Raw genomic sequence first — 12,122 nt, forward strand, 5'->3', positions numbered from 1 at the left:
CCGGCTTGCACACCCAAGACACCGCAGAACTCCTCCTGCCCCGCTCGCGGGAGGCGAACGAGCGGCTGCATGCCCTGATCCCCGGCGGCGCGCACACCTACGCCAAGGGTGACGACCAGTACCCCGAGGACCTGGCCCCGGTCATCAGTCACGGCCGCGGCGCCCATGTGTGGGACGTCGACGGAAACCGCTACATCGAGTACGGCTCCGGTCTGCGTTCGGTCAGCCTCGGTCACGCCCACCCGCGCGTGACCGAGGCGGTACGGCGCGAGATCGACCGCGGCAGCAACTTCGTCCGGCCGTCCGTCCTGGAGGTCGAGGCCGCGGAGCGCTTCCTGGCCACGGTGCCGACCGCCGACATGGTGAAGTTCGCGAAGAACGGCTCCGACGCCACCACCGCCGCGGTCCGCCTCGCCCGCGCCGCCACCGGCCGCCCGCGGGTGGCCATCTGCGCCGACCACCCCTTCTTCTCCGTCGACGACTGGTTCATCGGCACCACGCCCATGTCGGCCGGCATTCCGGCGGAGACCAACGACCTCACCGTGACCTTCCCGTACGGCGACCTGGTCGCCACGGAGGAACTGCTCACCCGCCACGAGGGCGAGATCGCCTGTGTGATCCTCGAACCCGCCACCCACTCCGAGCCGCCGCCCGGCTACCTCGCCGGCCTGCGCGAACTCGCCGACCGGCACGGCTGCGTCCTGGTCTTCGACGAGATGATCACCGGCTTCCGCTGGTCCGAGGCGGGCGCCCAGGGCCTGTACGGCGTCGTCCCCGACCTCTCCACCTTCGGCAAGGCGCTCGGCAACGGGTTCGCCGTCTCCGCGCTGGCCGGGCGCCGCGAGCTGATGGAGCACGGCGGGCTGCGGCACTCCGGCGAGCGGGTGTTCCTGCTGTCCACCACGCACGGTGCGGAGACGCACTCGCTGGCGGCCGCGATGGCCGTGCAGACCGTCTACTCCGAGGAAGGGGTCACGGCACGGCTGCACGCCCTCGGCGAGCGGCTGGCCGCCGGTGTCCGCGACGCCGCGGCCGGCATGGGCGTCGGCGAACACGTCGTCGTCCGGGGCCGGGCGAGCAACCTCGTCTTCGCGACCCTCGACGGGAGCGGGCAGCCTTCGCAGGAGTACCGCACCTTGTTCCTGCGCCGGCTCCTGGCGGGCGGGGTGCTGGCACCGTCGTTCGTGGTGAGCAGCGCGCTCAGCGACGCCGACATCGACCAGACCGTCGACGCGGTGGCGCAGGCCTGCGCGGTCTACCGCAAGGCGCTGGACGCCGGCGACCCGACCCCCTGGCTGGGCGGACGACCCGTGAAACCGGTCTTCCGCCGCCTGGTGTAACGCACCGTGAGGTGACATCAGGGACGCCCCTGCCGACGGGCATCGGCCGTCCGGTCGACCAGCCATGCGGTCGCCGGGACCACCGCCAGCGCGGTGCACCAGCCGCCGAGGACGTCGGTCGGATAGTGCGCGCCCAGCGCGACCTGCGCCCACCCCATGGCGGCGCCGGCCACGAGCGCCGCGGCGAGTACGAGTGACGTGCCGGCCGTCCGGCCGAGGCCGAGCCGACCGGTCGCGAACAGTGCCCCGATGAGGGCGAGTGCGGTGAAGAAAGCGGTGTGCCCGCTGGGATAGGAGAGGTTGCCGGGGCCGTGGATGGTGCGGCCCACCACGTGCTTGAGCAGCGTCGCCGTTCCCACGGCGAGGGCGACGCCGACCACCACGAGCACGGCCGCGCGGGGCCGCCGTAGCAGCAGGCATGCCGTCACGGCGGCCCCGATCACGATCGCCGAACCGGCGGGCTCCCCGAGGAAGTCCAGGGACAGCGCGACACGCCTCCAGGGGCCGCGCACGCTGTCCTCCGTCGGCTTGACGAACCACCGGTCCACCCGGCCCGGCTGGGTATGACCGGCGTACATGACCCCGATGAGAGCGACGACCAGCGCGGCGAGCACCGAGACCGGCCAGAGCCACGGGCCGACGACGCCCAACCGCGCCCGGCCGACCTCCGGCTCCGCTTCCGCCAGGCGCTCCAACCCAAGCCCCCCTGGAGTTCGACTCAGCCCCTTGAGGTGACCCTAACCAACAATCCGGTCACGGCACATCGCAGACGGACCGGCCTTGAAGGGCGCTTTGATGTTTCTTGCCCTGGAGATCGACGTCGGGGCCTCACGACACGCGGGCGAGCGATGTCACCGGTGCCAACTAAGCTCCCGGCCATGAGTGAGGCAGACAGAGGTCCCGCCAGACGGGTCGTCGACGGGCGCTTCGAGTTGGAGGCCCGTCTGGGCGGGGGTGGGATGGGCACGGTCTGGCGGGCCAGGGACCTGGCTCTGCACCGGTTCGTGGCGGTCAAGGAGGTCCGCCCGCCCGACCGGGACCTCGCCGAGTACGACCCCGACGGCGCACGGATGCTGCGCGAACGCGTCCTGCGCGAGGCTCGCGCCCTGGCCCGGATCGACCACCCGAACGTCGTCACCATCCACCACATCGTCGACGGCGGCCAAGGCACGTACCCGTGGCTGGTGATGGAGCTGGTCGCCGGCGGCTCCCTGGCCGACCGCCTGGCCCGTGGAGCCATGCACCCGGCTGAGGCCGCACGGATCGGCCGCGGGGTCCTCGCGGCGCTGACCGCGGCGCACGACGCCGGCATCCAGCACCGGGACGTCAAACCCGCCAACGTCCTGCTCCGGCCCGACGGGCGCCCCGTCCTCACCGACTTCGGCATCGCCGCGATCCGCGAGACGACCAACCTCACCGCCACCGGCTCCATCATCGGCACGGCCGACTTCATGGCACCCGAGCGCATAACCGGCAACGAGGGCGGAGCCGCCTCCGACCTCTGGTCCCTCGCGATGATGCTGTACACCGCCGTCGAGGGCCGCCACCCCCTGCGCCGCGGCACCACCCTGGCCACCCTCGCCGCGGTCCTCCACGAGGACGTCCCGCCACCGACGCAGGCCGGCCCGCTGGGCCCTGTCCTGATGGACGTCCTCGTACGGGACCCTGCGGCCCGCCCGACCGCCGCCGAGCTCGACCGCCGCCTGGCCGGGATCGAGGCGGAGCCGACCGGGCAGGCGAGCATGCGGGACGAACCGACCTCGTACCAGCTGAGCCCGCCGACGCCCCCGTCCCCGCCCACCTTCGTCCCCTACGGCGGCGCTCCGGCCGGTGTGCCCACCGCCCCGGCGGCCGCACCCCGCAGGCGCGGGCCCGCCCGGCCCGTCCTGCTCAGCCTCTCGGGAACCTCGCTCGTCGGGGTTCTCGCCGTGCTGTGGTGGGTGCTGCCCCTGGGCGGCAACGACTCCGGGGGCGCGGGCGGTTCGACCTTCACCGCGACCGGCTCGCCGAGTGCCACTCCCGCCTCCCGGACGTCGCAGGCCCCCGAGACGCAGTCCGCGAACACGAACCTGCTCACTCCGGACAACATCCGCACGGCCATCAACGCGATCGAGAAGGAGACCGGCCGCAAACGGTTCGGCGGCCTCACCGTCTACTCGGACTACCTGTCGGCGAAGGTGATGGTCAACGGCAGCAACGTCGCGTACGAGAGCTACTCCTACCGCCCGGGCCAAGGCGTGGAGAAGGACATCATCGACGGCACCCTGACCAGCCTCGACAAGCCCTTCACCCCCGAACGCTTCGACTGGGACAAGATTCCCGCGCTCATGAAAGAGGCGGACAAGAAGCTCAACGTCAAGGACCCGAAGTACCGGTACGTCCTGGTGATGATGCCCAACGCCTTCTACCCGGAGTTCGGCCTGGGCGTCTACCTCTCCGACAAGTACGACCGGGTGGGGTACCTGAGGACCGACACGAAGGGCAAGGTCGTCGACGTGAACGCCGCCGAGAACTGAACGAGCCGTGGTCGTCAGTGGCTGATCGGTCCGCTCAGGACGTCGAGCACCGGCCCCCCGGCCAGGCCGAGCCCGAGCGAGACCGCCGCCGCGGCGTACGCGAGAAGGCGGGCCGCGCGGCCACCCCCCGTCTGCGCTTGTGCTCCGGTCCGGGAGACGGTGGGCACGATCCAGCGCAGGTAGTAGAAGAGGGAAGCCACGGTGTTGGCCGCGGCGAGCACGGCGAGCCAGGCGTAGCCGCCGTCGAACGCGGCGCTGAACACTTCGAGTTTGCCGAGAAAGACCGAGGTCGGCGGGGTCCCGACGAGTCCCAGCAGACAGACGACGAGGCTCGCGGCGAGCAACGGACGCTGCTTCGCGAGTCCCCGGTAGTCGTCCAGGGTGTGCGCTCCGGGGAGGGCGCAGACGACCGCGAAGGCGCCGAGGTTGGTGACCGTGTACGCCGCGAGGTAGTACAGCAGCGCCTGTTGGGCCAGGTCGGAGCGGCCCGCGACGGCCACGGGCATGAGCAGGTAGCCGACCTGGCTGATGGTCGAGTAGGCGAGCAGCCGTTTGACGTCCTGTTGGAAGAACGCGCCGAGGTTTCCGAGGGTCATGGAGGCGGCAGCCAGTACCGCGACGAGCGCGGGCCATGGCAGCGCGCTGTCCGCGAAGACGACGTCACCCAGGCGGAAGAACGCGGCGAGCGCCCCGACCTTCGGGAGGGTGGTGAGCAGTGCCGCCACCGGCGCGCTGCTGCCCTGTACGGCGTCGGGAACCCAGAAGTGCGCGGGCACACCCCCGGCCTTGAACAGGACGCCCGCGAGAAGCCCGATCGCACCGGCGGCGACCAGTGCCTCGGGCGCGTCGCGGAACGCTTCCCCCAGCAGCGGATATCCGGTTCCGCGCCCCGCCGCGTACAGGACAGTGATGCCGGTGAGCATGAGTACGCCCAACAGGGCGCCGATCACGTAGTACTTGAGGGCGGCCTCGGTTCCGGGCCCGTCCTTGCGGAACCCGGCCAGGGTGTAGGCGGGGATGCTCGCCAGCAAGTACGCGGCGGCGAGCAGGAGCAGGTCCTGTGCGCCGGCCATCATCAGCGCGCCGAGGGCGGCGAGTTGGACCAGGACGTAGAACTCGGCCTCCCTCGGGTCTCGTCGCAGAGGGCGGAAGGAGACGCCGAGGACGAGGAGTGTGCCGCCGAGGACCACGATCCGGGACGTGTTGGTCACCGGGTCGACGGCGAAGGCCTCGCCGAAGGCGGTCGTGGCGGGCTGTGCGGCGGCCACCGAGGCGGCGACGATCCCGGTCACGCACGCGACGGACGCCAGCAGCCCCACGATCCACTGCCGGGCTCGGGGCAGCCAGGAGCCGAGCAGCAGCCCGAGCACCGCCGAGGCGGCAAGCAGCACCTCGGGGAGGAGGTCGAGGGGGTTCTCGTTCATCTCGGTCATCGGGCCACAAGCTCCAGTACGGTCCGGGAGGCGGGCTCGATGACGTCGAGCAGGAAGCGGGGTGCCACACCCAGGACGACGGCCAGGACGAGCAGCGGTACGACGGCGAGGCCCTCGTGCACGCGGATGTCGGGGAAGGCGCGCGGTGTGCCCGGCGCGTCGGGCAGGCGCAGAGGTCCCGTGAACACCTGCCGCAGGGCGCGCAGGAACAGCCCGGCCGTGAGGAGGATGCCGAGCACCGCGAGCGCGGTGGCGACAGGCCGCGGCCCGAGGCTTCCGGTGAAGATCTGGAACTCGGCGATGAAGCCGGAGAAGCCGGGAAGCCCGAGGGAGGCGAAGGCCGCGATGCCGGTCATGGCAGCGAACGCTGGGGCTACGGCGGCGACTCCGGAGTAGGAGGTCATGTCGTAGGTACGGCCGCGTTCGTAGAGCGCCCCGGCGAGCAGGAACAGCGCGCCGGTGAGCAGGCCGTGGCTGACCATCTGGGTCACCGCGCCGGTGACGGCGAGGGAGCGGGCCTGCGCGGAGCTGTCGGCGGTCGCCGCGGCCGCGCCGACGGCGAGCACGATGTAGCCCATGTGGTTCACCGAGGTGTAGGCGACCATCCGCTTGAAGTCGGTCTGCGCGAGGGCGACCAGGGCGCCGTGGAGGACCGAGAGGACGCCGACGACGACGAGAACAAGGGCGTAACGCGTCCAGGCCTGCGGGAGCATCGGCATGGCGATACGTACGAATCCGTACGTGCCCATCTTCAGCAGCACCCCGGCCAGGATCGCCGAACCCGCCGCCGGCGCCTCGACGTGGGCGAGCGGCAGCCATGTGTGGAAGGGCACGGTCGGGGTCTTCACCGCCAGGCCGACGACCACGGCGAACAGCACCAGGCCGCCGTAGACGGAGCGCCCGGCGAGCGGGTTCTGGCGGGTCAGCTCGACCATGTCGAAGGTGTGCGGCGACGCGGCGAGGTACAGGCCGATGAAGCCGAGCAGCAGGGCGAGCGAACCGATGAAGGTGTAGAGGAAGAACTTCAGGGCGGCGCGGCCGGCCTGCTGGTGTCCCCATCCGGCGATGATGAAGTACATCGCCACGATGGACAGGTCGAAGAAGACGAAGAAGAGGATCAGGTCCAGGGCGGCGAACAGCCCCAGACACGTCGTCTGGAGGAAGAGGAACAGCGCGGCGAACTCGCGGACACGGCGGTTCTCGCGCAGTGAGTACAGCGCGCAGGCGAGGAACAGCAGGCAGGTGAGAGCGAGCAGCGGCAGCGACAGCCCGTCGACGCCGACGTGGTAGCCGACGCCCGCGCTCGGAATCCAGCGGGCCCGCTGCTCGTACTGCATCCCGCCGTCGGCCTCGTATCCGGCCCACATCACGATGATCAGAGCGAGTTCGAGCGCGGAGGCCAGGACCCACACGGTGCGGAAGACCGTCGCCGCCGTACGCCGGGGCAAGGCGAACAACAGCAGTGCGACGGCCGTGGGTGCGAAGACGAGGGCGGTCAGCAAGCGGTCACCTCACGAGGACGAGCACGACGGCGAGGACGGTGAAGGCCGCGACGGCCTGGGCGAGGTATTGGTGCAGTTGGCCGGTCTGCGGGCGACGGGCCCAGCGGCCGAGGGCGCGGGTGCCGGACGCGACGGCGGTCACCGCGCCGTCCACGGAGCGCTCCACGATGTCGTTCGTCCAGCGGGCCAGCCGCACGGTGCCCGAGGCGGCAGCGTCGACGGCACGGTCCAGCGCCCGGTCGTCGAACGCCGCGGCGGCGCGGGCGAGCCGCATCGTGGGAGTGACCAGCAGGACATGGGCGGCGCGCTCGAGGAGCAGCCATTCGGCGAGGCCCGCCTTCGCCCGTCGCGGCAGAGGCAGTCGGCGAGTGCCCCAGGCCCAGGTGACCGCGGCCGCTGACAGGGCGAGAGTTCCGGAGAGCACGAACTCCCAGACGTGCGGCTCGGGTTGACCTGGGTTCCCCAGGACGCGCCCGACGCTGTCGCGCAATGGGGGAAAGGCCAACGGTGTCAGTGCGAGGCAGGCCAGGGCCAGCAGGACCAAGGGCGTCACGGCCCCGTTCTGGACACGGCGGGCAGCTGGTCGTGGGACCGCCGGCCGCCACACGAACCACAGGGCCTTGGCGCTGTAGACCGCGGACAGCAGAGCGGCGGTCAGCCCGGCGGCGTACAACCAGGGACTGGTCTCCAGAGCCCCGGCGAGCAGGACGTCCTTTCCGGCCCACAGCGCGAGCGGCGGAATCCCGGCCAACGAGAGTGCGCCGACGGTGAATGCCGTTCCGGCCGTCCGGTGGTGACGCCCGGCGCCGAGCAACTCGGGCAGCCGTTGGGTGCCCAGCGCGGTCAGCCAGGCCCCGGCCGTCAGGAAGAGCAGGCTCTTCGCCGCCGCGTGTGCGATGAGCTGCAGGGTGCCGCCGGTCGTCGCGTCGGCCCCGGCCGCGAGCACCATGAAGCCGATCTGCGCGCAACTCGACGCGGCGAGCAGCTGCTTGAGGTCGGTCTGCGCCACCGCGACCAGCCCGAGGCAGAGCGCGGTGGCGGCGCCCGTCCAGGCGACGACGTCGTCGCCCCAGCCGGAGGCGTCCAGCAGTGGTCCGGTCCGCAGCAGCAGATAGGCCCCGGCGACCACCATCGTCGCCGAGTGCAGCAGCGCGGAGACCGGGCTGGGGCCCTGCATGGCCTTCGACAGCCAGAAACTGAAGGGGAGTTGGGCGGACTTGCCGGGCGCGGCGGCGATGACGCCCGCGGTGATGAACGACAACCACGGATCGTCGGCGTGGGCCAGCCCGCCGAGGGAGAGCGTCGCATCCCGGCCGCTCGCCAGGGCCGCGCCCGCCGCCAGGTAGAGGCCGAGGTCGGCGGTGCGGGTGGTGAGGAACGCGGTGTCGGCCGCGCTCGTGCGCTGCGGATCGCGCCACCAGAAGCCGATCAGTGCCCACGAGGTGGCGCCCATGACCTCCCACGCCATCAGCAGGACGGGCAGCGTGGCGGCTGTCACCGTCACGAGCATGCTCCCGGCGAACAGCAGCATCAGGCCGAAGAAGCGCGCCCGCGCCTCGCCCGCACCGAACTCGGCGGCGCTGAACAGGAGTACGGCGAGGGTGACCGCGGTGACGGTGACGACCAGGAACCCGGACAGACCGTCCACGGCGAGCCGTAGCGGCAGACCGTCGAGGAGCGGAGCCTGCGCCGCCGGGTGCCGGAAGGCCGCCGTGACGGCGAGACCCAGGGCCGTGACGGAGACAGCGAGCGCCACGCCCGGTGCCGCACGATCGGCCCGGCGCCCTGTCACCAGCAGCAGGACACCGGACCCGAGGGGTGCGGCGACGAGCGCCCACAGCAGAACGCTCACTCCTTCAACTCCGCCGCCATGTCGGTGAGGTCGATTTCCCGTGACCGGAACAGGGCGGTGACGACGGCGAACCCGATCGCCATCTCCAGCGCCATCGCCGTGACAGCCACGACGATCAGGACCTGGCCGTCCGCGGCCGCCGGGGCGATGTGGTGCCACACGGTCGCGGCGGCCAGGATCACACCGCCGAGCATCAACTCCAGGCCCATCATCAGCATCACGATCGACTGCTGGGTGAGTGCTCCGAAGAGCCCGATGCAGAAGAGCGCCGCCGCCGTCAGCAGGAACAGTTCCAACGTCACCGGCCGACACCGCCTCGTACGGGGTCGTCCGCGTGCCGGGCCCGCAGATCGTCGCCGAGGCGGTCGTACCGTCCTCGGCGGGTGGCCAGCACGACGGTGGCCACGATCGTCGAGAACAGCGCCATGCCCAGGGTCATCATGGTGAGCATCTGGGGTCCCATGAGCGACATGCCGAGATCCATGGTCGGATCGGCGGGTGCCCTGCCCTTCCGGGCGGGCCAGGGCGCGAGCAGAATTCCGGCCGCCAGGAGCGCGAACACCAGGCCGCACACGACGGCCGCGCCCTTCTTGTTGTGCATCATCGTCATCGGCATGAGCCCGGCCGGGTTCATCATGTACATCACCATGAAGACCGCCATGATGGCCATCTCGATCGTCATCATCAGCACGATGACAATGCCGAGGTAGTCGAGCCCCAGCAGCACGACGAGCCCGCCGACGCACAGCAGCGAGGCCAGCAGGGAGAAGGTCGCGCGGGCCATGGAGTCGAAGCGGAACACCATCGCACCGCTGACGACCGCCGGTACGGCCAGCGCCCAGAAGATCGCGACATCCATGTACGTACGACACCTCGCTCTCGTCATCGATTCAGGACCACGACGGCCACGACCAGGGCCTGCAGGATCGCCGCCGGCGTCAAGACCACCCAGGCGAGCTCCACATAGCGCTCCATGCGCAACGTCGGAAGCCTGCGCCGGCCCCAGATCAGGACGATGAGCACGGCCCCGGTCTTCACCACTGTCCACGCCCAGCCCGGCAGCAGCGGCCCATGCCCGCCGCCGAGGAAGAGCGGCACACTGAACGCCGCGGCCACGACCAGCAGCAGCCACCGGCCGCCGAGGAACAGCACGCGATCCGCGCCGGACAACTCGGCGGCCGCGCCACCGGCCACATCACGCCCCACGGGCTGATCGAAGGGTCCCCAGAACGCCATGGCCATGGCGCTGAGCAGATAGATCCCGAAGGCCGCGGGCATCCACACCGCGAACCACAACCCCGCCTGGCGTTCCACCACTTCGCCCACCCGCAACGACTCCGCACCGAGCGCGGCCGTGGTGATCGCGAGCATGTGCGGCAATTCGTACGCCAGCCCCTGTGCGAGGAACCGGTAGCCGCCGATGAGCGACAGGGCCGAGTTCGGGCCCCACCCCGCCAGCCACACCGCCGCCCAGGCCAGCGACTCCATCGCGTTGAACCAGACGATGCCCTCCGGCAGATCGCTCACCGACCGGAAGCCCAGGGGCAGTACGACGGCGGCGAGGATCGCGGCAGCGGGAAGAAGCGCGGCTCCGATCCGGGTCAGCGGCAGGTCGGACGCCCGCGTCCGCCGTGGCTGCTGTACGAGGTGTCGCAGTGCCTCGCGGCCGGGGCGCGAGGCACGGGCAGCCGTCTCGCGCAGTGACGCGGACCCTCCGTTCCGGGCGCCCGCTGACAGCACGGCGTCGAATCCGGCCGCCACCGTGGCCACCAGGACCAGGAGGGCAGGCAGGACGAAGGCCGCCCACAGGGGAGCACGCTCAGCCATGGACCGTCCCCGCTGCTGACACGTGATGGAGTTCGTCGAGATCCGGGTCGAGGCTCGCGACGACGATGCGCGCGCACGCGAACTCGGCTCCCCGCAGCAGGCCCGGCAGGACGTCCAGCAGCGCCCGCGAGGAAGGCACCGCGCCGAAGACCCCCCCCGCGGGGCCCGATGGCCTGATCCCTGTCCAGGACCTCAACGTCGTCGGCCATTGCCGCGCTTCGCCCGGCTGCCTCCAGCCACGCGAGCATACGGTCGTGCGCGTCCCCGTCGGCGGCCAGCGCCGGGCCGGTGACGCCGTGGTGCCGTGCCTGGTCGGCGGGCAGTGGTCCCAGTCCGGCTGTCAGCCGGCGCAGGGCCCGCGAACGCTCGGCCCGACGGATCAAAGGCCGCACCAGAGAGGAGAGTTCGGCGGCCGTAGCGCCGGTGAGGGCGCGATCCCGCACGTATCGGGCGCGCGACGCCATGTCGCCCCAGCCGGTCACCGCGAAGAACCTGCCCAGGCTGTCCAGGTGCGCCGCACACAGCCGACGTGCCCCGTCACCGCGGGCAACCCTTTCGCCTGCTCCGGCTCGCAGGAACGGCTCGTTCCAGAAGGGCGGTCGGGCGGACGGGGGAGTGGTCAGCGGCTGAACGGTGGCCTCTTGGACGACGTCGCCCTGCAGAGCGACCCGGAGAACCAGTCCCGGGGGCCAGTCGGCGAGCACTGGACCGAGCGACACATGCAGACGGTCCAGGCGCAGACCGTCACGGTCATCGGCCCGGTCCGCCATGGGCAGTCCGTCCACCACGCCCCCCATGGCGTGTCCCGCGTGGTCGTGTTGCCCTCCGTGCATGTCATGGCCGGTGTGGTCGTCGTGCGCCGCATGACCGCTGTGACCGCTGTGCGCCTCGTGCGTGGTGTGGTGAGCGGCTTCTGGGTGTGCGGCGTCCGGCTGTTGACGGTGACCGCCGTGGTCGCCGGCCGCCGCATCCGGCGGTGCCCCAAGCCCAAGCTCGACCATTCCGCGATCGAGTGCCGCGGGGACCTGCTCCGTGTCCGTGATCCGGACCAACGCCCTGGGCGCCGGAACACCGCCCCACACGTTCGCCACCCAGTCGCTTCCGTTGACACCCGGATCGCCGGCGACCACGAGCAGATCCGCGTCCGCCGGCGCGGCCACGCACCGCCATCCCCGCCGTGCCAACTCCGCCTCGATCGCGAGACGTTCGCGCGTTGCTCCTGGACAGACCGCCGGCAGAACTCCGGGTCGGGACATCGCCATCCGTACGAGCGCGCGTCTCAACTCCACCTGAAGGCTCCCTCACGCCAGGCGTAGCCGACACCTGCCAGCAGGATGCCGAGGAAGAGGAACATCTCGACGACCGCGCTCGTACCGACCGCCGAAACGACCCTCGTCCACGGATACATGAACAGCATCTCCATGTCGAAGGCGAGGAAGATCATCGTGACCGGATACCAGCGCACATGGAACCGGGACAGCGCGTGCTCCTCCGGTTCGAGGCCTCCGCTGAAGGGGCCGGTCCGGAGCGGTTCCCGCATCGCTCGCAGCGCGATCGACGCGGCGTGCAGGAGAACGACCGCCGCGACGACGAGCCCCAAGAGAACGAGCACTGGTTGCCAGTCGGATTTCTCCACAGGGTCCCTTCCCGTG

At 71.3% G+C, this 12,122-nt stretch carries 12 protein-coding genes; 3 read left to right on the forward strand and 9 right to left on the reverse strand.

Translation table 11 applies throughout. The features are described 5' to 3' along the window. Positions 1 to 5: 5 nt before the first annotated feature. Positions 6 to 1,340: a glutamate-1-semialdehyde 2,1-aminomutase gene (locus ABZ848_RS12185; protein ID WP_360829425.1), complete on the forward strand. Its 1,335-nt coding sequence runs from the start codon at positions 6 to 8 to the stop codon at positions 1,338 to 1,340. 17 nt (positions 1,341 to 1,357) lie between these two features. Here ABZ848_RS12185 and ABZ848_RS12190 read toward each other — a convergent pair whose 3' ends face one another. Further along, entirely contained in the window at positions 1,358 to 1,990 is a 633-nt protein-coding gene (locus ABZ848_RS12190) for a phosphatase PAP2 family protein (protein WP_360829849.1), read from the reverse strand. A gap of 228 nt (positions 1,991 to 2,218) precedes the next feature. On the opposite strand from ABZ848_RS12190, the gene ABZ848_RS12195 reads away from it, so the two are divergent. Beyond that, entirely contained in the window at positions 2,219 to 3,856 is a 1,638-nt protein-coding gene (locus ABZ848_RS12195) for a serine/threonine-protein kinase (RefSeq protein WP_360829428.1), read from the forward strand. A 14-nt stretch (positions 3,857 to 3,870) separates the two neighbouring features. Here ABZ848_RS12195 and ABZ848_RS12200 read toward each other — a convergent pair whose 3' ends face one another. Genes ABZ848_RS12200 through ABZ848_RS12230 form a run of 7 tightly spaced genes read right to left on the reverse strand, consistent with a single transcriptional unit; the run spans position 3,871 to position 10,609 of the window. Continuing rightward, positions 3,871 to 5,289, reverse strand: coding sequence for an NADH-quinone oxidoreductase subunit N (locus ABZ848_RS12200; protein WP_360829431.1), 1,419 nt, complete (start codon positions 5,287 to 5,289; stop codon positions 3,871 to 3,873). After that, the gene (locus tag ABZ848_RS12205) at positions 5,286 to 6,791 is read right to left on the reverse strand and encodes an NADH-quinone oxidoreductase subunit M (protein ID WP_360829434.1); all 1,506 of its coding nucleotides are present in this window, start codon (positions 6,789 to 6,791) and stop codon (positions 5,286 to 5,288) included. The genes ABZ848_RS12200 and ABZ848_RS12205 overlap by 4 nt, the downstream gene beginning before the upstream one ends. 4 nt (positions 6,792 to 6,795) lie before the next feature. Further along, positions 6,796 to 8,643: a proton-conducting transporter membrane subunit gene (locus ABZ848_RS12210; RefSeq protein WP_360829437.1), complete on the reverse strand. Its 1,848-nt coding sequence runs from the start codon at positions 8,641 to 8,643 to the stop codon at positions 6,796 to 6,798. Further along, positions 8,640 to 8,945, reverse strand: coding sequence for an NADH-quinone oxidoreductase subunit K (locus ABZ848_RS12215; protein ID WP_360829440.1), 306 nt, complete (start codon positions 8,943 to 8,945; stop codon positions 8,640 to 8,642). The genes ABZ848_RS12210 and ABZ848_RS12215 overlap by 4 nt, the downstream gene beginning before the upstream one ends. Further along, entirely contained in the window at positions 8,942 to 9,502 is a 561-nt protein-coding gene (locus ABZ848_RS12220; RefSeq protein ID WP_360829443.1) for an NADH-quinone oxidoreductase subunit J, read from the reverse strand. The genes ABZ848_RS12215 and ABZ848_RS12220 overlap by 4 nt, the downstream gene beginning before the upstream one ends. Positions 9,503 to 9,525: 23 nt before the next feature. Beyond that, on the reverse strand, positions 9,526 to 10,470 hold the full coding sequence (locus tag ABZ848_RS12225; protein WP_360829446.1) for an NADH-quinone oxidoreductase subunit H: 945 nt from the start codon (positions 10,468 to 10,470) through the stop codon (positions 9,526 to 9,528). Next, on the reverse strand, positions 10,463 to 10,609 hold the full coding sequence (locus ABZ848_RS12230) for a hypothetical protein (RefSeq protein ID WP_360829449.1): 147 nt from the start codon (positions 10,607 to 10,609) through the stop codon (positions 10,463 to 10,465). The genes ABZ848_RS12225 and ABZ848_RS12230 overlap by 8 nt, the downstream gene beginning before the upstream one ends. 502 nt (positions 10,610 to 11,111) lie before the next feature. On the opposite strand from ABZ848_RS12230, the gene ABZ848_RS12235 reads away from it, so the two are divergent. Then, positions 11,112 to 11,786 carry a hypothetical protein gene (locus ABZ848_RS12235; protein ID WP_360829452.1) on the forward strand — a complete coding sequence of 225 codons (675 nt, stop codon included), beginning with the start codon at positions 11,112 to 11,114 and terminating at the stop codon, positions 11,784 to 11,786. On the opposite strand, the gene ABZ848_RS12240 is transcribed toward ABZ848_RS12235, so the two are convergent. Continuing rightward, positions 11,750 to 12,082 (reverse strand): NADH-quinone oxidoreductase subunit A, encoded by a 333-nt coding sequence (locus ABZ848_RS12240; protein ID WP_360829454.1) that lies wholly within the window; start codon positions 12,080 to 12,082, stop codon positions 11,750 to 11,752. The two genes, ABZ848_RS12235 and ABZ848_RS12240, sit on opposite strands and share 37 nt — an antisense overlap. Positions 12,083 to 12,122 lie beyond the last annotated feature (40 nt).

This window comes from Streptomyces sp. NPDC047081, assembly GCF_040643775.1.
GTDB lineage: Bacteria > Actinomycetota > Actinomycetes > Streptomycetales > Streptomycetaceae > Streptomyces.